Raw genomic sequence first — 22,300 nt, forward strand, 5'->3', positions numbered from 1 at the left:
GGGGAGAAGCTTGCCATGCGAATCCTGATTGTTTGCCTGTTGTCGCTGCTTGCCCAGGCAAGCCACGCCGATACCCCGGTAGCCCGGGTCAACGGGGTGGAGATCGGCGTGCTGCGCCTGGAGCGCTATTTCACCGAATACCTCCAGGCCCAGGGCAGGGCGGTGGCCAGCATCCGCAATCCCAACCTGTACCGCAGCCTGCGCGAACAGGCCCTCGATGAGCTGATCGACAAGGAACTGCTCTGGCAGGAGGCCCGACGTCAGGGCATCGATATCAGCGACGCGCAGGTAGTGGCACGAGTCGGCGAGATGGAAGCGGCATTCGCCAGCCCTGCGGTGTTCGAGCGCCGCCTGGGCGAGGCGGGTTTCGATCGCGCGAGCTTCGCTGACTACACTCGACGTGAGATGGCGGCGCAACAGGTCTATGCCCGGCTGACCGAGGTCCGGGCGCCCAGCGAGGCCGAGGTGCTGGCCTTTCATCAGGCCAACCGGCAAAGACTCCAAACCATGCAGAACCAAAGCGATAACACTTCTGTCTCACCTGAGACTGACCTGAAACTGGCCCGGGCGGCGCTCGTCGCGCAATTGCAGGCCCAGCTGCGGCAGTCGGTACGCCAACGTTTGCGCGAATCCGCTAAAGTGGAGCGCGCCGACTGAGGGGATGCCTGGGGTTTCCCCAGTGTTGGGGAATCGCGACTTGGCAAAGTGCCATCAGTTTCCCCGGTTCTGGGGAAACTGGCGGCCGGGTAGTTCGGGATGGGTGACAATCTCCATCGTTATCAACGACTTGAAAGCGGTGCGCAATGACTTTTAATGCCTGGCACGAAGCCTGCTCAAGCCTCTACAAGGCCGCACTTCGCAGACCGGGAAACCGGGCAGTTCATGGGAGTGGACCTTGGTGAACAGAGTATTGGTAGTCGATGACGAACAGACCCTTGCGCAGAATCTGCAGGCGTATCTGCAGGCGCAAGGCCTGGAGGTCCATCTCGCCCATGACGGTACCAGTGGTATCGATCAGGCCGAGAGCCTGGCACCGGACGTGATCGTGCTGGATTACCGCTTGCCCGACATGGAGGGATTTCAGGTCCTGGAGACCGTGCGCAGGAACAGGCCGTGCCATTTCGTGCTGATCACCGCCCACCCGACCGCCGAGGTCCGTGAGCGGGCCGCCGAGCTGGGCGTGACCCATGTCCTGTTCAAGCCGTTCCCGTTGATGGAACTGGCCCGCGCCGTCTTCGACCTGATGGGCATCGAGCGCCAGCGCAGGGCCACGGACACGCCGGCCGAAGGGTTCGTCGAACGACGCCAGAACAGGAACGAGTCGTTCCCCTTGCAGTTGTACGATGGCAGCTGGGTCCTGGCCGACCGCCGACGCAATGGCGCCAAGCCTCCCGAAGCTGACAACGATCAACTGCTCACCGGGGAATAGCGGCGCCCGCGGCTACCCCGAAGCCTGCGACGCCGCCCCTGAGCGGAGTCGCAGGCCATGTCCCAGGCATTCGATGCAGATTCACCGGCACCCGCGGATCCGCGGCAGCGGGCTTGCCCCGAGATTGCCGCCTATCCTCGCGACCTCCTGGCCCAGGCCCGCCAGCAAGCCGGTGAAGAGCGCCTGCTGGCCTGCCTGGAGCGCCTCTGCAGCGACACCCCCGCCATCTTCACCCAGCGCCTGGCCGCCACCCTGCATTACCCGGTGCTGGCCACCCAGGCTCTGTTCGCCTGCGCCCCGGCCTTCGAACGGGTCAGCCTGGCGCAGTGCCTGAAACGCGAGTTCGCTCTGGTCGAGCACGAAGGTCAGCAGGTCGGTGTGTTCGCCGATCCCTTCGACAGCGCCCGTCTGGCCTGGATCGACGACTGCCTGCAGGGCCTGGCGCTGTACCTGGTCCATGCAGCCGACCTGGCCGCGTTTCTCGCCCGCCACGAAGAGAGCTTTCACGCGGTCGACGCGCTGGGCCAGGACACCGAGGCCAGCAGCGAGACCGATCCGCTGCAACGTCTGTCACTGACCAGCATCAGCGAGGACCAGAGCCGTGTGGTCAAGCTGGTCAACTCCACGCTCTACGACGCCCTCAAGCTGCATGCCAGTGACATCCACCTGGGCATGACCGGCCAGGGTCTGACCATCAAGTACCGCATCGATGGCGTGCTCAACGGCGCCGGCAAGGCCAGCGGCAGCGCGTTCGCCGAGCAGGTGATCTCGCGCATCAAGGTGATGGCCGAGCTGGACATCGGCGAGAAGCGCGTGCCACAGGACGGCCGCTTCAAGGTGGCCATCGGCGAGCGGCAGATCGACTTCCGCGTGTCGATCATGCCGAGCATCTTCGGTGAGGACGCGGTGCTGCGGGTGCTGGACAAACAGGACCTGGCCGACCAGGTCAGCGGCGTGCAGCTGCAGGCCCTGGGCTTCGAGGAGCAGACCCTGCGCGCCTTGCGCCGGCTGGCCGGCGAACCCTACGGCATGATCCTGGTCACCGGCCCCACCGGCAGCGGCAAGACCACCACCCTCTACGCCATGCTCAGCGAGATCAATCATGGCACCGACAAGATCATCACCATCGAGGACCCGGTCGAGTACCAGCTGCCCGGTGTGCTGCAGATCCCGGTCAACGAGAAGAAGGGCCTGACCTTCGCCCGTGGCCTGCGCTCGATCCTGCGCCACGACCCGGACAAGATCCTGGTCGGCGAGATCCGCGACCCGGACACCGCGCAGATCGCCGTGCAGTCGGCGCTCACCGGGCACCTGGTGTTCACCACCATCCACGCCAACAACGTGTTCGATGTGATCGGCCGCTTCAGCCAGATGCAGGTCGACCCCTACAGCTTCGTCTCGGCGCTCAACGCCGTGCTGGCCCAGCGCCTGGTGCGCCTGGCCTGCCCGCACTGCGTGGTGGCCGCTGAGCCAGATGACGAACTGCTGGCCGCGTCCGGCCTGAGCCGTGACGGGGTCGCCGGCTGGCACTTCGTGGGGGCCCAGGGCTGCGGCCAGTGCCGTGGCAGTGGCTACCGCGGGCGCAGCGCGATTGCCGAGCTGCTGCACCTGGACGACGACCTGCGGCAGATGATCGTCGAACGGCGCCCGCTCTCACAGATCAAGCAACTGGCCTGCCAGCGCGGCCTGCGCCTGTTGCGTGCCTCGGCCCTGGACCTAGTCCGCGCTGGCCGCACCACTCTCGAGGAGATCAACCGTGTCACATTTATCGCCTGATCGGTATTGCGCGGTGCTCGGCGCCGAAGGTGTCGGCCTGGGTCGCTGGCACGGCCAGCAACATCAATGGCTGGGCAGCCGTGGCTTCAGCTGCGAGGCAGCCCAGCCGGCGTGGGCCGCGGCCCTGCAAGCGCTGTCTGGCCTGCTGGGCGAGCACGCGGTGCGTGGCGCGCAACTGCGCGTGCTGCTCTCGGCGCGCTACAGCCGCTTCTGTCTGGTGCCCTGGAGCGAGGCCATCGGCCATCCCCGCGAGCTGGAGGCCTATGCTCGGGCCTGCTTCGAGAATCTCTATGGCCAGGTGCTGCACGACTGGCGCATCGTCCTGTCGCCGGAGCCGGCCGGTGCCGCGCGCATCGCCACCGCGCTGCCCGAGGCGTTGCTCCAGGGCCTGCAGGCCCTGGGGCGCGAGTGCCGGCTGAGCCTGCGTTCGGTGCAGCCCTACCTGATGGCGGCCTACAACCGCTGCTCGGCGCAGCTGGCCCAGGGCGACTTTCTGTTCGTGCTCGCCGAGCCGCGCCGCAGCGTGCTGCTGCTGGCCGCCGGCGGCCTGTGGCAGCAGGTGCTGGCCCAGGGCTGCGCGGACAGCGACCAGGCCCTGCAGGCGCTGATCGAGCGTACCTGCGAGCTCTACGGCGAGCAGGTGCCCCGGGTGTACCTGCATGCACCGGGACGCACCGCTGGGGCCGGCATCGCGGCGGTGCAGCTGTGCGCGCCGGCCACCGAGGCCGACCCGCTGTGCGCCATGTGGCGGGCGGTGGCCTGACATGCGCCGCCTCGACCTGGAATTCCAGCCCCGGCGCAGCGGCCCGCTGGCCTGGGCCCTGCTGACGGTGGCCGCTGCCGTGCTGGCGCTGCTGGTGCTGGTCCAGCAGCGGCTGGTCGGCGAACAGGTGGCGCTGGAGGGGCGGGTGCACCAGCTCGAACTCAAGCTCGGCCGCCGCCCGGCGAGCGCCGCTGTGCCAAGCGGCACGGTGGTTCGCGAGCAGGCCGAGCGCCTGGCGCAGATGCGCAGTGTCTCGCAGCAGTTGCAGCGGCCCTGGCAGCAGCTGTTCGCCATGCTCGAAGCGATGCCCCAGGAAGATGTCGCGCTGCTCAGCCTCACCCCTGATGCGCGCAAGGGCCAGGTCCGCATCAGCGCCGAGGCGCGCAACCTCGAAGCGATGCTGCAGTACCACCAGCGCCTGGAGCGCAGCGAGGCGCTGTCGGATGTGTCGCTGCTCAACCACGAAGTGATGAGCGGGCAACCCGAGCATCCAGTGCGCTTCAACCTCACCGCCACCTGGGAGACCGGCCATGCGCGTCCCTAGCCTGATCGTTCACGAAGCGGCCCGGCGCCTGGGCCGGGCAGGGCAGGCCGCCGTGCTGGTCGGCAGCCTCGCGCTGGCCGTTGCCGTGACCCTCGTGCTGCCGCAGTGGCAGGCCGTGCGCGAGCTGCGTGCCAGCGAGGCCGATGCCCGTGCCCAGGTGCAGCGCCTGGCGCGGGGCGAGCTGAAGGTGCAGGCCAGGCCCGAGCAACAGGTGCTGGACGATTTGCGTCGACAACTGCCGGGCCAGCCCCAGGCCAGCGAGCTGATCGAGCGCCTGTACCAGCTGGCCAGCGCCGAGCGCATCAGCCTGGCGCGTGGCGAGTATGCCCTGGGCGTGGACCCGAAGACCCAGCTGGCGCGCTACCAGATCGTCCTGCCGGTGCGGGGCAGCTACCCGCAGATCCGCGGCTTTCTCAAGGCACTGCCCGGTCAGCTTCCGGCACTGGTGCTGGAGGACCTGGAGTTGCAGCGCAAGCGGATCGGTGACCAGGAACTGACCGGTCGTGTGCGCATGACCCTTTACCTGTCGAGGTCGTGATGAACGCAAAGCGCGCGGTGACATGGGCCGGGTTCCTGGGGATGAGCGCAGTGCTCGCCTGGGCACCGGGGCATTGGTTCGGTCAAGAAGACGCGGTGGCCCCATTCGCGGGTAAACCCGCTCCCTCAGGGGCGACGGCGAGCACCGAGCCTGTGGGAGCGGCTTCAGCCGCGAAAGGACCGGCACGGCCTTTGAGAGATCTGTTTCCCAGCCAGCAATGGACCCCGACGCAAACCCTGGCCACCGTCACCGAACAACCCGTGGTCACCGCCCCGGTGGTGGCCGCGCCCACGGCTCCGGCCTTGCCCTTCCAGTTCATCGGCCGCCTGGACGATCGCGACGACCTGCAGGTCTTCCTGCAGAGCGGCGACAAGCTCTACGTCGTACGCCAAGGCGACGTGATCGATGACACCTACCGTCTGGACCACGTTTCGGCCACCGAGCTGAACCTGGTCTACCTGCCACTGCACCAGCCACAGACCTTGTCTGTCGGGAGCGCGCCATGAAACCGTCGAAGTTGTGCAAGCCTGCGCCGTTCGTGCTTCTGGCCCTGTGCGTGGCCATTGCCGGATGTGGCTCGAGCGCCGTGCGCAAGGACAGCCAGGACCTGATCAAGGAAGGGCAGTACGAAGCCGGCATCGCCCGCCTCGAAGAAGCCCTGCGCGAGGATCCGCGCGACACCGAGCTGAACCTGGCCCTGGCCCATGGCCGTCAGGCCGCCGTCGAGGCGCTGCTCGGCCAGGCCGACAGCGACCGCACCCGCCACGACTTCGCCGGCGCCCGCATGGGCTATGGCCGGGTGCTGACCCTGGAGCCGAACAACCGCCGCGCCCAGGAGGGCATCCGCCAGCTGGAGCTGATGCGCACCCTGGACGACCGTGTCGCCCTCGGCCAGGCGGCGCTGCGCCAGGGCGATCTGTTCGGTGCCGAGCGCCACATGCGCGAAGTGCTGCGCCTGGACCCGCAGAACCAGAAGGGCCAGATCCTGCGCAGCGACATCGAGAACGTGCAGGCGCGCACCGCCACGCCGTATCCGCAGCTGCGCAGCAAGCTGGAGCGCCCGGTCACCCTGGAGTTTCGCGAGGCCAACCTGAAGACCATCTTCGAGGTGCTGGCCCAGGTCGCCGGCATCAACTTCATCTTCGACAAGGACCTGCGCCCGGACATGAAGGCGACCATTTTCGTGCGCGAGGTGCGCATCGAGGATGCCGTGGCCCTGCTGCTGGAGCAGAACCAGCTGCACCAGAAGATCGTCAACGACAACACCCTGCTGATCTACCCGGACTCGCCGCAGAAGACCAAGGACTACCAGGAACTGGTCATGCGCACCTTCTACCTGACCAGCATCGATGCCAACACCGCGCTGAACATGGTCAAGACCATGCTCAAGACCCGTGACGTGTTCGTCGACGAGCGCCTCAACACCCTGACCATGCGCGACACCCCCGACGCCGTGCGCATGGCCGAGAAGCTGCTGCAGTCCCAGGACCAGTCCAACCCCGAGGTGGTGCTGGAAGTGGAGGTGATGGAGGTGGCCCGTTCGCGCATCCTCGACCTCGGCCTGCAGTGGCCCAACACCTTCGGCCTGCTGAGCAACGACGGCAAGCCGGTCAGCGTGCTCGACCAGCTGCGCGGCATCAACTCCAGCCGCATCAGCATCGCGCCGGCCCCGCAGGCCAAGATCAACGCCGCGGACAAGGACATCAACACCCTGGCGAGCCCGGTGATTCGCGTCAGCAACCGCGAGCAGGCGCGCATCCACATCGGCCAGCGCGTGCCGATCATCAGCGCCACCTCGGTGCCCTCGACCCAGGGGCCGGTGATCACCGAAAGCGTCACCTACCTGGATGTCGGCCTCAAGCTCGAAGTCCAGCCCACGGTGCACCTGAACAACGAGGTGGCGATCAAGGTGGCGCTGGAAGTGAGCAACGCCACGCCGCTGGAGGCGACCCGCCAGGGCACCATCCCGGTTCAGGTCGACACCCGCAACGCCCAGACCACCCTGCGCCTGCACGATGGCGAAACCCAGGTGCTGGCGGGCCTGGTGCGCAACGACAAGACCGGCAACGGCAACAAGATCCCGGGGCTGGGCGACATCCCTGGCCTGGGCCGGCTGTTCGGCAGCAACCATGACGAGACCAGCAAGTCCGAGCTGGTGCTGGCCATCACCCCGCGCATCGTGCGCAACCTGCCGTACCAGAGCCCGTCGGACATGGAGTTCGCCACCGGCACCGAATCGAGCCTGCAGGTGCGCCAACTGGCCCAGCCGGTGCCCGCCAGCGCCTCGCCCGCCGAAGTGCCGGGCGAGGCGCCGCTGGTGCAAGGTCAGGTGGCGGCGGTGCCTGCCGGCGTGGGGGCGCGGCCATGAAACGTCGGCAGCGGGGTTTCAGCCTGATCGAGGTGGTGCTGACCCTGGCGCTGCTCGGGCTGCTGGCCAGCATGGCCGCGCCACTGACCGAGACCGTGGTGCGCCGTGGCAAGGAACAGCAACTGCGCGAGGCCCTGTACCAGATCCGCGATGCCATCGATGCCTACAAGCGCGCGTTCGACGCTGGCTACATCGAGAAGCGCCTGAACGCCAGCGGCTACCCGCCGAACCTGCAGGTGCTGGTGGACGGCGTGCGCGATGTGCGCAGCGCCAAGGGGGCCAAGTTCTATTTCCTGCGGCGCATCCCGCACGACCCGCTGCGCAGCGCCAAGCCTGACGATGAAGGTGGCTGGGGGCTGCGCGCCTACGACAGTGGCGCGGACAACCCACGTGAAGGCGAGGACGTGTTCGACGTGTATTCCAAGGCGCCCGGCAAGGGCCTGAACAGCATTCCCTACGGTCAATGGTGACGGCGATGAAACCGAGCAAGGGCTTCACCCTGATCGAGCTGCTGGTGGTCATGGCGATCATCGCCACCCTCATGACCATCGCCCTGCCGCGCTACTTCAACAGCCTGGAGGCCTCTCGCGAGGCCACCCTGCGCCAGAGCCTGGCGGTGCTGCGCGAATCCCTGGACCACTACTACGGCGACACCGGGCGCTACCCCGAATCCCTCGAGCAACTGGTGGAGCAGCGCTACCTGCGCAATACACCGCTCGATCCGATCACCGAACGCCGCGATGCCTGGCAATTGCTGCCACCCCCCGAGGGTGTGGCGGGTGGCGTTGCCGACATCAAGAGCGGAGCCACCGGGAGGGCGCGCGATGGCAGCCTCTATGCCGAATGGTGAAGCGGGCTTCACCTACCTGGGCGTGCTGCTGCTGATCGCGGTCAGCAGTGTGGCCCTGGCCGCCACCGGCAGCCTGTGGGCCACCAGCGTGCAGCGCGAGCGTGAGCGCCAGTTGCTGTGGGTCGGTGGCCAGTACGCCCAGGCCCTGCGCAGTTACTACCGCGCCTCGCCCGGCCTGGCGCAGTACCCGCGGGACCTGGGCGAACTGCTGGAAGACAACCGTTTTCCCTCACCCCAACGCCACCTGCGCAGGTTGTACCCGGACCCGCTCGGCGGCGCTGACGACTGGGGCCTGCTGCGCTCGGTCGATGGGCGCATCACCGGGGTGTACAGCCGTTCGCGCGCCACGCCGCGCAAACGCAGCGGTTTCGATGCCCAGTGGAGCGGTTTCGAGGGGCTGGAGCATTACAGCGACTGGCAGTTCGTCGCCGAGCAGGCCTTCGCCGAGAGCGCCAGCGGCGCCCGCCGGCACGGCGGCCCGGGAGACGCGCCATGAGCCGCCTGGGGGTACTGCTCTGCCTGTGCCTGGTCCTGTTGCACGGGCCGGCGCGGGCCGGGGAGGAGGACGAGATGATGGGCTTCATCGTCGACAACACCATCTCGCACATCGGCCACGACTTCTATCACGCCTTCAGCGACCGGCTGCACGCCACCAGCCGGCTGGATTTCAACCTGGTGGTGCGCGAACGCCCGGATGCCCGCTGGGGCAGCCTGGTGACGGTGGAGTACGAACGCGAGGTGGTGTACCGGCGCTTCCTGCCGCCCAGCACCACGCAACTCAAAGACGAGGCCATTGCGGCCGCCGACCTGGTCAGGCAGCAGATCATCCAGCGCAAGCTGCAACGGCTGCTGCAGGACACAACCGATCTGGAGAGGGACGAGCTATGAGCAACCCGATGCCTCAACGTGTCGCCGCCGGCCTGCTGGCCATCGGCCTCAGCTGCCAGGTACTGGCCACGGAGCTGGTGCATACCCCAGTCAACCCGGCCTTTGGCGGCAACCCGCTCAACGGTGCCTACCTGCTGAACAACGCCCAGGCCCAGAACGACTACGACGATCCAGACCTCAAGGACCGGGCCTCGGCGTTCACCGGCACCTCGGCCCTGGAGCGCTTCAGCAACCAGCTCGAATCGCGCCTGCTCGGGCAACTGCTGGACAACATCGGCAACGGCAGGACCGGCAGCATGGCCACCGATGCCTTCCTGATCGACGTCATCGACGACTCGGGCGCGTTGAGCATCAAGGTCACCGACCGGGCCACCGGCGAAGTTTCGATCATCGAGGTCAGCGGCCTGAACCCCTGAGAGGGACGGGTCTTTACCGGGGAGAGAACACCATGAAACGCCTGCTGAGCACACTGCTGATCCTCGCCGCCTTGCAAGGCTGCGGCCTGCGTGAGCCGATGCCCGCCGAACAGGACGTCGAGACGCCCACACTGACGCCTCGCGCCTCCACCTATTACGACCTGGTCAACCTGCCTCGGCCCCGTGGCCGACTGATGGCGGTGGTCTATGGTTTCCGAGACCAGACCGGGCAATACAAGCCGACCCCGGCCAGCTCGTTCTCCACCAGTGTCACCCAGGGCGCGGCGAGCATGCTGATGGATGCCCTCAATGCCAGCGGCTGGTTCGTGGTGCTGGAGCGCGAGGGGCTGCAGAACCTGCTGACCGAGCGCAAGATCATTCGCGCCTCGCAGAAGAAGGCCGATGTACCCGAGAACATCCAGGGCGAGCTGCCGCCGCTGCAGGCCGCCAACCTGATGCTGGAGGGCGGCATCATCGCCTACGACACCAACGTGCGCAGTGGTGGCGAGGGCGCGCGCTATCTGGGCATCGGCCTTTCCCGCGAGTACCGGGTCGACCAGGTCACGGTCAACCTGCGCGCGGTGGATGTGCGCACCGGGCAGGTGCTGGCCAACGTGATGACCAGCAAGACCATCTATTCGGTGGGGCAGAATGCCGGGGTGTTCAAGTTCATCGAGTTCAAGAAGCTGCTGGAGGCAGAGGTGGGCTACACCACCAACGAGCCGGCGCAGCTGTGCGTGCTGTCGGCCATCGAGGCGGCGGTGGGGCACCTGCTGGCCCAGGGCATCGAGCGGCGCTTGTGGCAGGTGGCGGGGGATGGGGCAGGAGACAAGGCGATGCTGGACAAGTACCTGAGTCAGTCCCAGCAGCCGTGAGCAGCGGCCACGGGCGTGGCCCTATGGTATGTGGTGCCGAGTGAGAACCTGGTAATTCTGTCAGTAGCACCGGTTTTTTTCGCATGGGTAAATGGCCCGACAGATGCCTGCCCACACCCTGCGATCGAGGTGCTTCATGAAAGAACCCCCCTGCCTGGCTGCAAGATGCCTTGCTGGTTTTACGCTGCTTCTGACCCTGGCCTCATGCAGCTCGACAGCACCGCCTGGCCTGACGGCCACGTCTTCACCGATGCAGCTCGACGCGCGCGGCCGGCAGGCCGTCAGCGAGCTCAGGCGCTGGTACAACAGCACCACCGAGGACTGCGGCGGTCCGGACAAGCCTGCCTACCTGTGCAGCGGCATGGCCTTGCGCACCACCTCCAGCAGCCCGGATTTCCTGCCTTGGGAACCCACCGACGGCCAGCTTGAAAAAGGCAGCGTCGCCTTCTCCTGGGTGCGCCGGGACAACAACTTCGGCAATCCCTTCGGCAACCAGAACGGCCTGCTCCTGTACCCGCCCCAGGCGGTGCCGGCTGGTAAGATCGCCGATCTGAACGTGCTGTGCACGTTCCCGATCAATGCCAACACCAACCAGCGCCCGGCGTTGCACGGGTGCGGCCCGATCACCGGTTTCGAAAGCACCACCGACACCTGCATGGCCCTGGGCATCGACACGGCGCAGCAATGGCTGGGCGCCTATCCGCAGGCGAACAACTACCGGGTGTGCGGCTGGGACCTGCGCCAACGGCCGGACGCCGCGGCCAGGTGGTTCCAGACCGCGATCCAGGCACGCGCGGGGATGTCCGAGGCACATTGGGCGATCAACAACGAGGTGCTGTTGCCGGTATGGGCGAGGGGCAAGGGTGGCGAGCTTCCCGTGCACTCGTTCTTCTACGTCGAGGGCGAGCGCGAAGCGTTGGCCAAGGCGCAGTACAACCAGATCCGCTACGCGCAACGCTACCAGCAGTGGTTGCCTGTGGTGCGGGTGACGTTCCCGGCGCAAAAGACCGACGGCATGACCTTCAGCTACCTCCCTCAGGACCAGGCGGCGGGCCGTCCGACGCCTACGCCGTCCATCGACTTCGAGGACCAGGCCATCGGGCCGCGCAACCAGGTGACCAGCCATGGCGTCGAGTTCAGGTTGGGCGCGCGTAACCGCGGTGTCAGTGACAAGCCGCACGAGAAGAGCGCAGGCCTGATCACGGGCAAGCACCTGGAGGCGGACGCCTCGATCAGCTTCGTGCTGGAGGGCGCCGGGCGTCGGTTGGTGAGCTTCTCCTGGGGGTGCAACACCTACTGCTCGATGCAGACCGCCATCGGGCAGGACCAGGTGGACCTGTACGAAGACGAATTGGGCGAGATGCACTATGGCAGGCAGGAATTCATCATCGACGGGCCCGAGGCATTCACCCTGAACATCGACAATGAACACGACGGCAGCCTGCTGGTGCTGGACAACCTGAACGTGCGGGAACTGCCAGAAAAGTAATCGCCGTGCTGCGTGACGGGCTCATTCGCGACGGCGTCGCCGAGCCCGTCGCGACAGTCGCAGGCACACCCATCCTCCGCGGGCGCCGGGCATTGGAAGCCGCGCGCCCGGTCCCCGCTTCGCCGATGAACCTTTCATGACAAAAGTTCGGTAGCAAAGCGCCATCTCTGTCAAAGCCATGAACACGGACAAGGCACCTGGCCAACTGGCCAGGCGCGCCGTCGGAGCACGCGGGGAGCGGGGCGATGGGGACTATGGAACGCTACACGAAAGTGGGAATGCAGGAGCTCGACCAGCGTCTGGCGAAGATCGTCGAGGCGGCGCGCAAGCAACCAGTGTCGGTGTACCGCTACGGCGCGCCCTGGGTCTGGATCGTCTCCCAGGAAGACTGGCAGGGCGCGCTGCGCGAGGTGGCCAGCTGCGTGCCGCCGGGGCACTCGCTGGCGCAGCTCAGGCCGCGCATCGAGGCGCTGCTGGACGAGCACCAGGCGGCGCTGACGCAGCTGGCCGAGCAGCAAGGCATGATCATCGCCCCCCACACCCTGATGCACGTGCTGTTGCTGCAGCTTCTCTACTCGGTGCCCAGCGAGAAGCAACTCTACGAACAGCTCAACTACAACCTGCTGTTTCGCTGGTTCGCCGGCCTGGAACTGAAGTCGCGGGTGTGGAACTTCAGCCTGTTCAGCCACGACCTTGGCGTGCTGCTGGGCAGCGCCATGGCGGTGTCGCTGCTGCAGCGCATGGTCGACGAGGTGCTGGGTGCCAGCCTGCAGGCGATGCCCGAGTTCAGCCTGAACCTGGCGCTGCTGCACAGCTGGCTGGCACGTCATCAAGGTCAGGGTTCGCCTGACCACCATCACTAGAAACCAATCGGATTACGGGCTCTGTAAGGGGGCGGTGTGGAGCATTTGTTCTTCAAGCGATGCGGCGTGGGCGCAGGGGCGCTGCTGTGCCTGTTGGCGGCCACGGTGGCCGCCGATGAGCCCGACCGTCGGGTCGAAATCAACGAGTACGTGGTGCGCGGCAATAGCTTGCTCGACGCCCAGGCCATCGAAGAGGCGGTATACCCGTACCTCGGTCCGGACAAGACCCTGGCCGATCTCGAGGGGGCCCGCGAGGCCCTGCAGAAAAGCTACCAGGCCCGCGGCTACCAGTCGGTGTTCGTCGAACTGCCGGAGCAGAAGGTCGAGGGCGGCATCGTCTACCTGCAGGTGACCGAGACCAAGGTCGGCCGGGTGCGCGTGGTCGGCGCCAAGCACTACTCGCCGGTGGAAATCCGCGAGCAGGTGCCGGCGCTGGAAGAGGGCAAGGTGCCCGACTTCGCTAAGGTGCAGGACGAACTGGCCACGCTCAACCGCACCCCGGGCCGTCAGGTCATGCCCCTGGTGCGCGAGGGCCGGCGCCCGGGGACCATGGATGTCGACCTGCAGGTCGAGGACAAGCAGCCCTGGACCTTGAGCCTGGGCCTGAACAACGACCACAGCGCCGACACCGAGAAACTGCGCAGCGTCGTCAGCCTGGGCTACAACAACCTCTGGCAGGCCGGCCACAGCGTGTCGCTGACCTGGTTCACGGCGCCCGAGGACCGCAACAACGCCGAGGTCTGGTCCGGTGCCTACGCCATGCCGCTGAGCGAGCGCTGGACCTTGCAATTCTCCGGCTACCAGTCCGACAGCGACGTGGCCACGGTCGGCGGCACCAACGTGCTGGGCAAGGGCCACTCGTACGGTGTGTCGGCCATCTACAACCTGCCGGGCGTCGGTGCCTGGGCCCATGCCTTGTCCATGGGCGTGGATTTCAAGGACTTCGACGAGCAGGTCGGCCTGGGCGGCAGCCGCGACAAGGTCCCGCTCAAGTACGCACCGATCACCCTGGGCTACAACGGCTATCGCTTCACCGAACAGGACCAGCTGACCCTTGGCCTGAGCCTGGTGGCGGGCACCCGCAGCCTGTTCGGTTACGGCAGCGACGATCAGGCGTTCGACTACAAGCGCTACCGCGCCGATTCGAGCTTCGCCGCAGTCAAGGGCGACGCCAGCTACACCTTCGACTTCGCCGGCACCTGGCAAAGCGCCTCGAAGCTGGCCTTCCAGCTGGCCTCCGGCCCGCTGGTGTCGAACGAGCAATTCGCCGCTGGCGGCGCCACGTCGGTGCGCGGCTACCTGGCGGCGGAGAGGACCGGCGACGATGGCGCGCTGTTCTCCCAGGAGCTGCGCACGCCGTCCCTGGGCCGCTATGTCGGCAGCTACATCAGCGACTGGCGCTTCTACCTGTTCGCCGAAGGCGCGCAGCTGCGCCTGCAGGATGCCCTGCCGGAGCAGGACGACAGCTACAGCCTGGCCAGTGTCGGCATCGGCACCCGCGCCACCCTCAACGACTGGCTGTCCGGCAGCCTCGACTGGGCCGTGCCGCTCAAGGACGGCCCCAACACCGACAAGAACGATTCCCGTGTGCACTTCAGCGTGCAGGCGACCTTCTGACTCACTGACCGGCATCGACCTGGAGACCTCTCATGCAACGCCTGATATTGACCCTGCTGCTCTGTCTGGGCTTCGCCCTGCCGGGCAGCGCCAGTGCCTGGTGGCAGGACGACTGGATGTACCGCAAGCAGATCGCCGTGGACACCACGCCCCAGGGCGCCGGCCTGACCCAGCCGTTGGGCCGCACCGCGCTGCTGGTGCGCCTGCACACCGGCAACTTCAGCTTCGACGGCGTCAGCGAGACCGGGGCGGATATCCGTTTCGTCAGCGCCGACGACAAGACCGTGCTCAACCACCATGTCGAGCAGTTCGACCCGCTGATGGGCATGGCGCTGATCTGGGTGGACGTGCCACGCATCGAGGCCGGTCAGCGTCAGGATCTGTGGATGTACTACGGCAACCCGAAGGCCCAGGCCCCCGCCGGGCAGCCCGCCTTCGACGCCGACTACACCGCGCTGTACCACTTCGACGGCGCCACCGTGCGTGATGACAGCCCCTACGGCAATCAGTTGCAGGGGCCGACGGTCAGCGTCGATGGTGTGATCGGCCGGGCCATCCAGCTCGGCGGCCAGGCACTGCAACTGCCGGCCAGCGCCTCGCTGCAGTTGCCGGCTGGCGCCGCCTTCACCTTCAGCGTCTGGTTGCGCCAGGACCAGGCCGTGGGCGACCAGCTGCTGCTGGCCCGTCGCGAGTCTGGCCACAGCCTGCTGCTGGGCTTGGCCCAGGGCGTGCCCTTCGTCGAGGTCGATGGCCAGCGCGCCAATGCCAACCAGGCCGTGACCGCCGGTCAATGGCAGCACCTGGCGCTGGTGGGCGAGGGCGGCAACCTGAACCTGCTGCTCGAAGGTCAGGCGGTGGCCCGTCTGGCCGCCAGCCCGGCGGCCTTCAGCGGTGCGCTCGGCATCGGTGGCGACCTGCCGCCGGCCGAGGGCGAGCCGGCCAGCGGCTTCGCCCCGTTCGTCGGTGCCCTGGACGAATTGCGCGTCTCCCGGGTCGCCCGCAGTCAGGCCAGCCTGCAGGCCGATGTGCTGGCCCAGGGCGCCGAATCGCGCCTGGTGGCATATGGCGTTGACGAAGAGCAGTCGGGCTTCGGCTTCGGCGGCCTGGGCTTCCTGCTCAAGGCAGTGCCGGTGGATGCCTGGGTGATCATCGCCATCCTGGTGCTGATGATGGTGCAGTCGTGGGTGATCATGCTGCGCAAGCAGCGCACCCTGAACCGGGTGACCGCCGCCAATACCCGCTTCCGCGAACAGTTCGCCACGGTGGGCACGCGCCTGGAGCAGTTCGCCGACGAGCAAACGCTGCACGAGCGCCTGAACGACTCGCCGCTGTGGCGCCTGTATCTGGTGGCGGTGCAGGAGATCCGCACCCGTCGGGCACAGGGCGCCGACACCACCGCGGTGTCCGCCGCCACCATCGAGGCCATCCGCTGCTCCATGGATGGCGTGCGCACCCGCGAGAACCAGGCGCTGTCGGCGAAGCTCTCGACCCTGTCCAACGCCATCGCCGGGGGGCCCTACATTGGCCTGCTGGGCACCGTGCTGGGGATCATGGTGGTGTTTCTCGGCACCGCCATGGCCGGTGACGTGAACATCAATGCCATCGCCCCGGGCATGGCCGCCGCGCTACTGGCCACCGCCATGGGCCTGTTCGTCGCCATCCCCGCGCTGTTCGGCTACAACCGCCTGACCACCCGCAACCGCGAGGTCAGCGCCGACATGCGGGTGTTCGTCGACGAGTTCATCACCCGACTGGCCGAGCTGCATGGCGAGGGCCAGGCCGGTGAAGTGGCGCAGCGCCCGGCCGGGCGCAGTGTCAACCCGTCGGTTCCGGCGTGAGGGCGCGGCCATGGCATCCGTGAACAACGCCCATGACGATGAAGCCGACGCCGCGGTGGACAGCATCAACATCACCCCACTGGTGGACGTGCTGATGGTGGTGCTGGTGATGTTCATCCTCACCGCCACCGCCCAGGTCTCCGGCATCCAGGTACAGCTGCCCAAGGCCAGCGCCTCGGTGTCGCTGGCCCAGCCCAAGACCAAGGCGATCTCGATCAACGATGCCGGGCAGGTGTTTCTCGACGCCTACCCGGTGACCCTGCAGGAGCTGGAGGACCGCCTGCGCAGCGAGAAGGCGCGCAACCCGGACTTCCCGCTGATCGTGCGCGGCGATGCCGGCGTGCAGTACCAGAAGGTGGTCGAGGTGCTCGACCTGCTGCGCCGTCTCGAACTGGCCCAGGTCGGGCTGGTCACCGGCAAGCCGAACCAGGGATGAGGGCGGGCATGGAACGTAAAGCCAACCCCCGCCAGCTGCTGACCTGGGCCGTGCTCGCCGTGATCGGCGCGGGCCTGGCCTGGCTGCTGTGGCAGTGGGCCAACGACATGGCCGGGGTGCGCCGCGAGGCGCCCAAGGTGCCAGCGATCATTCCGCTGCCGCCACCTCCGCCGCCGCCGCCACCGGAGCCGCCCAAGGCGCCCGAACCGCCGGTCGAGGAGAAGCTCGTCGAGCCCGAACCCGTGCCCGAGGCCGAAGAAGTCAAGCCCGCCGAGGACGCTCCGGACCCGGCCCAGGACCTGGCCGAGCCGATGCAGATGGACGGTGACGCGCAGTCCGGCAACGACAGCTTCAACGTCGGCGCCGGCAAGGGCGGCGGCATGGCCGGTGGCGGCGGTGGTGGCCTGGGCAGTGGCACCTACAGCCAGTACCTGGCCTACGCCTTCCAGCGCCTGCTGCGCGACAACCCTGAGCTGCGCAACCTGGTGTTCAACCTGCAGGCCGAGATCTGGCTCAGCGCCGCTGGGGAGATCACCCGGGTCGAGCTGCTGCGCGGCAGCGGCGAGCCCGAGGTCGACGCCCAGGTGGTCGCCGCCTTGCGCGCGGCACCGGCCCTCGACCAGCGCCCACCCGCCAGCCTCACCTTGCCGGTGAAGATCGCCCTGCAAGGGCGCCGGCCATGAACAACGAAGCACGACCGACCTACAGGAGTTGCAAACCCATGAAGTGCCCAGTGAACCGATTGACCCTGGCGCTCGGCCTGCTGGCCGCCGCCACCGCGGTCGGTCCGGCCGTCGCCCAGGCTTCGCCGTCGGAGAACGCGACCGTCAACCTGATCCGCCTGCTGGTGGAGCAGGGCGTGCTCAAGCAGGACAAGGCCGATGCGCTGATTGCCCAGGCCGAGCGCGAGGCCCGGGACGCCCGGGCCGCGAGCAGCGCCGCGCCGATCGTCGCCCAGGCCCCGGCGGCCAACGGTGAAGTGCGCGTGCAGTACGTGCCGGCGATCGTCCGCCAGCAGATTCGCGACGAAATCAAGGCCGAGGTGATGAGCACCGCCAAGCAGGAAAACTGGGCCGCGCCCAACACCTTCCCCGACTGGGCCTCGCGCATCAGTTTCGACGGCGATGTGCGCCTGCGCGGCGAGTCGCGCTCCTACGCCGATGGCAACAGCAACGAGATCGTCGACTTCGCCAAGCTCAACGACAAGGGGCCCTACGACGTCAACCCCAACAGCAGTTCGAGCCTGCCGCCGCTGCTCAACACCCGCGAGGATCGCGACAGCATCCTGCGCCTGCGCGCCCGCTTCGGGCTCAAGGCGCAACTGGCCGAGGACTGGGTGGCCGGCATCCGTGTCGCCACCGGCTCCAACAACAATCCGGTGTCGACCACCCAGAACCTGGGCGGTGGTTTCGGCAAGAAGGACCTGTGGCTCGACCAGGGCTACATCAGCTGGAGCCCGAGCGAGCGCCTGACCCTGACCGGTGGCCGTATCGCCAATCCGTTCATGTCCACCGACATCCTGTATTCCCACGACCTCAACTTCGACGGCGTGGCGGCGCTGTTCGACCAGCCGGTCAACCGCGACCTCAGCCTGTTCGGCACGGTGGGCGCGTTCCCGGTGCAGTACAGCGACGACAGCGCCAGCAGCAACGGCTTCGACAAGGAAGACAGCGAGAACAAGTGGCTGTACGGCGCCCAGCTCGGTGCCAAGTGGGCGATCAACGACCACCACCGGCTCAAGGGCGCGGCAGCCTACTACCGCTTCGACGATATCGCCGGCTCGCGCTCCAGCCCCTGCGCCCCCTGGGATGGTCAGCCCGCCTGCGACACCGACGAGACCCGGCCGACCTTCATGCAGAAGGGCAACACGGTGTTCCTGCTGCGTGACATCACGCCCAACCCGGCCAACCCGACCGCGACCGCGCAGCCACAGTTCGTCGGCATCGCCTCGGAGTTCGAACTGCTCGACCTGAACCTGGTCTGGGACGCCGACCTGCCGCATGACTTCAAGCTGCGCAGCCAGGTCGACTACGTGCACAACCTGGCCTACGACGAAGGCGACATGCGCAAGCGCTCCGCCGGCCAGCTGGCCAACAACGTCGACGAGAACGGCAACATCAAGAGCGGTGGCGACGCCTGGATGTTCCAGTTCACCCTGGGCAACGCCCTGGACATGCGCAAGGCCGGCGACTGGAACCTGTTCGCCGGCTACAAGCGCATCGAGCCCGACGCCTTGCCCGACGGTTTCAACGACTCGAGCTTCCACCTCGGCGGCACCAACGCCAAAGGCTATTTCCTGGGTGGCAACTACGGTCTGGCCAACAACGTCTACGCTACAGCGCGTTGGTTGAGCAGCGAAGCGGTCTACGGCGCGCCGTTTGATATCGATGTGCTACAACTTGAAGTCAACACGCGGTTCTAGGGAAGGAGCACCTCATGAACAAGGGAGCTTATCGCCGTCTTTGCACCTGGCTGATGCTGGCCCTGGGCGCGAGCCTGGCGGCTTCGGCGTCGGCCGAAACCCTCGAGGAACGCCTGCGCGCCCAGTTGCGCAGCACCACTCAACAGTTGCAGGCACTGCAGAGCGAGCAGGCCCAGGCCAGCGCTGCCCGCCAGGCCGCCGAGCAGCAGCGTGACGCCGCGCTGGGCCAGGTACGCGAACTTACCGCGCAACTGGCCAGGGCTCGCGGCCAGAACGAGCAACTGAGCGGCCAGCAGCAGTCGGTGCAGCACCAGGCCCAGGCGCTGGTGGCCAGCAGCAACGAGCAACTGCACAAGTACAAGCAAGCCTATGAAGAGCTGCTGGGCATGGCGCGCGCCAAGGAAAGCGAGCGGGCCAGCCTGCAGGCGCGGCTCGGCGAGCGCGATGGCCAGGTCCAGCAATGCCTGGCGCGCAACCAGCAGATGTACGGGGTGGCCAAGGAAATGCTGGCCGCCTACGAGAAGGTCGATATCGCCGATGTCGTGAAGATGCGCCAGCCCTTTGCCGGCGGTGCCCGGGTCAGGTTCGAGGAGCTGGCCCAGGCCTATGGCGACAAACTCTACGAGAGCCAGTTCGACGCCCCGCAGGGCGCGGCCCAGTGACGTTTTTCTCAACGCAAGGAAGTAAGCACATGACCGAAGTCACCCTGATCGAAACCGTTAGCGCCGACTCCCTGACCAAGCTGCTGCAGGATGCCGGCTGCCGGGTCAACCGCACCGAGCAGAACGCCGTGGTGCAGTTGCTCAGTGCCAGCCAGGGCGTGGGCTATGCCGTACGTTTCGGCAACCGTGCCGCCAATCAGGACGGCGAGTTCCTCGACTTCACCTTCAGTTGCGCCCTGCGCATCCAGGGCGAGTTGCCGGCCGGCCTGGCCGAGCGCTGGAACGCCAGCCGTCGCTTCGCTCGCCTGTCGGTACAGGGCGAGTTCCTGGTGATGGAGAAGGATGTGGTGGTCGCCGATGGCGTCAGCGAGAAGCATCTGCTGGGCAGCCTGCTGCTGTGGGATCGCCTGCTGCAGGAGTTCATCGTCTACCTGCGGGATTACAGCCGCAACGTTGCTGACCAGGCGTCCAGGCAGGTCGAACAGGATGAGGCGAACGCGTCGTGACGGCGCGTACCTTGTGGGCCGGCGTGGGGGCGCTGGCCATCGTCGCGGTGGCGGTCGCCCTGGCCTTGCGCCCGGGCGCCGAGCCGGTGGCGGCGGCGCGTGCGCCTGCCACCGCGCAGGCGCCGGGCGACAACGGCCAGACCCTGGCGCGCCTTGGCGAGCAGCAAGTCGGCAGTGGCGAGCTCAAGGCCCTGTTCGCGCAGTTGCCGCAAGATGCCCGCGCCAACCTGCGCGGCGACCGTCCGGCGCTGGAGGCCTGGATTCGCGCACGCCTGGCGGAAAAGGCCCTGTACCAGCAGGCCGAGGCCCAGGGCTGGCTGCAGCGTCCGGACGTCCAGGCGCAGACCCGGGCGGCCACCGAGCAGATCGTCCTGCGCGACTATCTCAATTCGGTGAGCAAGGTCCCCGACGACTACCCCAGCGACGCGGAGCTCAAGCAGGCGTACGAGGCGGGCAAGGCTGGCTTGCAGTTGCCGGCGCGCTACCGCCTGAGCCAGATCTTCCTGCGGGTCGAAAACCCCAAAGACGACGAGGCCGTGCGCAAGCAGGCCCAGGCGTTGGCCAAGCAGGCGCAGGCTGCGGAGGCGGACTTCGCCGCCCTGGCCCGCGAGCACTCGCAGGATGCCGGTACGGCGGCCAAGGGCGGTGATACCGGCCTGCAAGCCCTGGTGCAACTGCTGCCGGAGGTGCGCGGGGTGGTGCCCAAGCTCAAGGTCGGCGCGGTCAGCGAGCCGGTGCAGAGCGCGGCGGGCTACCACATCATCAAGCTGGTCGAGCAGCAGCCGGCCCGCGCCGCGACGCTGGAAGAGGTCGCGCCACGCCTGCGCGAACTGCTGCGCGCCCAGCGCCAGGAACAGGTGGCCAAGGCGTATGTCGAGGGCATGTTCGACACCGCGACCTTGAGTATCGATGGCGCGGCACTCAATCAGGTACTGGAAAGCAGCCGCTGATCCTCAACAACCATGGAAGAACCGGGCCTGTCCAGACGGGCCCGGGGGAGGCGAGGGATGCCGATCGATCTGTCCCGGGGGCGGCCCCCGGAAACCACCGTTGCTGTGGTTCGCCCCCAGGTGCCGCTGGCCCTGGACGAGCAGACCCAGGACTGTTTCATCATCACTGCCCGCTGTGGCTGTTTCATGCAGGCGGCGCGGCGGCTCAACCTGAAACCGGTGGCGCTGCGCAAACGCCTGGCGGCGCTGGAGGCGCGCCTGGGCTACAGCCTGTTCGTCAACCGCAACAACAACCCGGTGCTCAGTCAGCAAGGGGAGCGCCTGCTGCAGATTCTTCAGGCGCGTGAACCGACCTTGCCCGTGCCTGCACCCCGGGTGGAGGGCGCTGTCGTACGCCTGGCGGTGGCCGAACCGCTGCTGCAGGACCTGCTGGGTCGCAACCTGATCAATTTCGTTCGCCAGCATGCGGGCATGCGCCTGGAAGTCGCCACGCTCGACGGGCGCCAGGGGCCGGAGCAGATGGCCGATGTGGCGCTGTGGCTGGGTGATCTGCAACGTCCCGCCGATTTTGCCGGAACCGCACCCGAAGCGCTGGCCACTCTCGAGTATCTGCCGCATATCGCCAAGCGCTATGCCCGCGAAGCCAACCGACCGACGCACCTGGCGGATCTGCAGGACTACATGCTGGTGCAATGGCAGGGAGAGTCGGGGGTACAGGCGCTGACGCCGTGGCAGGTGCTGCTGCGCACGCGCGCCGGCGGGGTGACGCAGATCCAGGACTACGAGATGTACTGTCAACTGATCAAGTGCAGCGCCAGTGTGGGCCTGCTGCCTCACTACGCGAGCCATCTGGATCGTGGCCTGCTGGCATTGCCTGGATTGTTCCGAGAGCCGATGCGTCGGCGGGCATGGCTCGCGGTGAATACCGAGACCGCGGGCGATCCGTTGGTGCAGGTGATGGTGGGTGCCATCCGGGCCGCGTTCGATGAGCGGCGCGAGTGGTTCGTCGGGGATTGAGCGGTGCCGGCGCTGCCGGTGATCCCCGTAGGAGCGGGCGTAGCCCGTGCCAT

General features: G+C 67.4%; 25 protein-coding genes. All 25 read left to right on the forward strand.

Features of this window, described 5'->3' with window-relative positions; genetic code table 11:
* Positions 1-15: 15 nt before the first annotated feature.
* The 25 genes from N7422_RS08730 (at position 16) to N7422_RS08850 (ending at position 22,247) form a co-directional block, all read left to right on the forward strand.
* A complete protein-coding gene (locus N7422_RS08730) occupies positions 16-657 on the forward strand; it encodes a SurA N-terminal domain-containing protein (RefSeq protein ID WP_279806175.1) in 642 nt (213 codons plus the stop codon).
* 238 nt (positions 658-895) lie between these two features.
* Positions 896-1,429, forward strand: coding sequence for a response regulator (locus N7422_RS08735; RefSeq protein WP_279806176.1), 534 nt, complete (start codon positions 896-898; stop codon positions 1,427-1,429).
* A 57-nt stretch (positions 1,430-1,486) separates the two neighbouring features.
* Positions 1,487-3,205 carry a GspE/PulE family protein gene (locus N7422_RS08740; RefSeq protein WP_279806177.1) on the forward strand — a complete coding sequence of 573 codons (1,719 nt, stop codon included), beginning with the start codon at positions 1,487-1,489 and terminating at the stop codon, positions 3,203-3,205.
* The gene (locus tag N7422_RS08745) at positions 3,186-3,968 is read left to right on the forward strand and encodes a hypothetical protein (protein ID WP_279806178.1); all 783 of its coding nucleotides are present in this window, start codon (positions 3,186-3,188) and stop codon (positions 3,966-3,968) included. Before N7422_RS08740 ends, N7422_RS08745 begins: the two co-directional genes overlap by 20 nt.
* Before the next feature lies 1 nt (position 3,969).
* Positions 3,970-4,512 (forward strand): PilN domain-containing protein, encoded by a 543-nt coding sequence (locus N7422_RS08750; protein ID WP_279806179.1) that lies wholly within the window; start codon positions 3,970-3,972, stop codon positions 4,510-4,512.
* On the forward strand, positions 4,499-5,050 hold the full coding sequence (pilO, locus tag N7422_RS08755) for a type 4a pilus biogenesis protein PilO (protein ID WP_279806180.1): 552 nt from the start codon (positions 4,499-4,501) through the stop codon (positions 5,048-5,050). Before N7422_RS08750 ends, pilO begins: the two co-directional genes overlap by 14 nt.
* Entirely contained in the window at positions 5,050-5,556 is a 507-nt protein-coding gene (locus N7422_RS08760; protein WP_279806181.1) for a hypothetical protein, read from the forward strand. Before pilO ends, N7422_RS08760 begins: the two co-directional genes overlap by 1 nt.
* Positions 5,553-7,418, forward strand: coding sequence for a secretin N-terminal domain-containing protein (locus N7422_RS08765; protein ID WP_279806182.1), 1,866 nt, complete (start codon positions 5,553-5,555; stop codon positions 7,416-7,418). Before N7422_RS08760 ends, N7422_RS08765 begins: the two co-directional genes overlap by 4 nt.
* The gene (locus N7422_RS08770) at positions 7,415-7,888 is read left to right on the forward strand and encodes a type II secretion system protein (protein WP_279806183.1); all 474 of its coding nucleotides are present in this window, start codon (positions 7,415-7,417) and stop codon (positions 7,886-7,888) included. The genes N7422_RS08765 and N7422_RS08770 overlap by 4 nt, the downstream gene beginning before the upstream one ends.
* A 5-nt stretch (positions 7,889-7,893) precedes the next feature.
* A complete protein-coding gene (locus N7422_RS08775) occupies positions 7,894-8,268 on the forward strand; it encodes a type II secretion system protein (protein WP_279806184.1) in 375 nt (124 codons plus the stop codon).
* Entirely contained in the window at positions 8,243-8,764 is a 522-nt protein-coding gene (locus tag N7422_RS08780; RefSeq protein WP_279806185.1) for a type II secretion system protein, read from the forward strand. Before N7422_RS08775 ends, N7422_RS08780 begins: the two co-directional genes overlap by 26 nt.
* On the forward strand, positions 8,761-9,156 hold the full coding sequence (gene csgE, locus N7422_RS08785; RefSeq protein WP_279806186.1) for a curli production assembly/transport protein CsgE: 396 nt from the start codon (positions 8,761-8,763) through the stop codon (positions 9,154-9,156). Before N7422_RS08780 ends, csgE begins: the two co-directional genes overlap by 4 nt.
* Positions 9,153-9,572, forward strand: a complete 420-nt coding sequence (locus N7422_RS08790; protein WP_279806187.1) for a curli assembly protein CsgF — start codon at positions 9,153-9,155, stop codon at positions 9,570-9,572. Before csgE ends, N7422_RS08790 begins: the two co-directional genes overlap by 4 nt.
* Positions 9,573-9,604: 32 nt before the next feature.
* On the forward strand, positions 9,605-10,447 hold the full coding sequence (locus N7422_RS08795) for a CsgG/HfaB family protein (RefSeq protein WP_279806188.1): 843 nt from the start codon (positions 9,605-9,607) through the stop codon (positions 10,445-10,447).
* A 250-nt stretch (positions 10,448-10,697) separates the two neighbouring features.
* Positions 10,698-11,936: a hypothetical protein gene (locus N7422_RS08800; protein WP_279806189.1), complete on the forward strand. Its 1,239-nt coding sequence runs from the start codon at positions 10,698-10,700 to the stop codon at positions 11,934-11,936.
* Between the two features lie 245 nt (positions 11,937-12,181).
* The gene (locus N7422_RS08805) at positions 12,182-12,799 is read left to right on the forward strand and encodes a transposase (protein WP_279806190.1); all 618 of its coding nucleotides are present in this window, start codon (positions 12,182-12,184) and stop codon (positions 12,797-12,799) included.
* A gap of 66 nt (positions 12,800-12,865) precedes the next feature.
* Positions 12,866-14,416 (forward strand): ShlB/FhaC/HecB family hemolysin secretion/activation protein, encoded by a 1,551-nt coding sequence (locus N7422_RS08810; protein WP_347815264.1) that lies wholly within the window; start codon positions 12,866-12,868, stop codon positions 14,414-14,416.
* Between the two features lie 32 nt (positions 14,417-14,448).
* The gene (locus N7422_RS08815) at positions 14,449-16,254 is read left to right on the forward strand and encodes a MotA/TolQ/ExbB proton channel family protein (protein WP_279806191.1); all 1,806 of its coding nucleotides are present in this window, start codon (positions 14,449-14,451) and stop codon (positions 16,252-16,254) included.
* Between the two features lie 10 nt (positions 16,255-16,264).
* Positions 16,265-16,690, forward strand: a complete 426-nt coding sequence (locus N7422_RS08820) for a biopolymer transporter ExbD (RefSeq protein ID WP_279806192.1) — start codon at positions 16,265-16,267, stop codon at positions 16,688-16,690.
* 8 nt (positions 16,691-16,698) lie between these two features.
* Positions 16,699-17,373 (forward strand): energy transducer TonB, encoded by a 675-nt coding sequence (locus tag N7422_RS08825; protein ID WP_279806193.1) that lies wholly within the window; start codon positions 16,699-16,701, stop codon positions 17,371-17,373.
* 38 nt (positions 17,374-17,411) lie between these two features.
* The gene (locus N7422_RS08830) at positions 17,412-19,112 is read left to right on the forward strand and encodes a putative porin (RefSeq protein ID WP_279806194.1); all 1,701 of its coding nucleotides are present in this window, start codon (positions 17,412-17,414) and stop codon (positions 19,110-19,112) included.
* Positions 19,113-19,126: 14 nt separating this feature from the next.
* On the forward strand, positions 19,127-19,774 hold the full coding sequence (locus tag N7422_RS08835) for a DNA repair protein (RefSeq protein WP_279806195.1): 648 nt from the start codon (positions 19,127-19,129) through the stop codon (positions 19,772-19,774).
* A 29-nt stretch (positions 19,775-19,803) separates the two neighbouring features.
* Positions 19,804-20,280 (forward strand): YbjN domain-containing protein, encoded by a 477-nt coding sequence (locus N7422_RS08840; RefSeq protein WP_279806196.1) that lies wholly within the window; start codon positions 19,804-19,806, stop codon positions 20,278-20,280.
* Positions 20,277-21,230 (forward strand): peptidylprolyl isomerase, encoded by a 954-nt coding sequence (locus N7422_RS08845; protein ID WP_279806197.1) that lies wholly within the window; start codon positions 20,277-20,279, stop codon positions 21,228-21,230. Before N7422_RS08840 ends, N7422_RS08845 begins: the two co-directional genes overlap by 4 nt.
* Positions 21,231-21,287: 57 nt before the next feature.
* Positions 21,288-22,247, forward strand: a complete 960-nt coding sequence (locus N7422_RS08850; protein ID WP_279806198.1) for a LysR family transcriptional regulator — start codon at positions 21,288-21,290, stop codon at positions 22,245-22,247.
* Positions 22,248-22,300: the final 53 nt, after the last annotated feature.

Origin of the sequence: Pseudomonas sp. GD04091 (assembly GCF_029836165.1) — a bacterium.
Lineage (GTDB): Bacteria > Pseudomonadota > Gammaproteobacteria > Pseudomonadales > Pseudomonadaceae > Aquipseudomonas.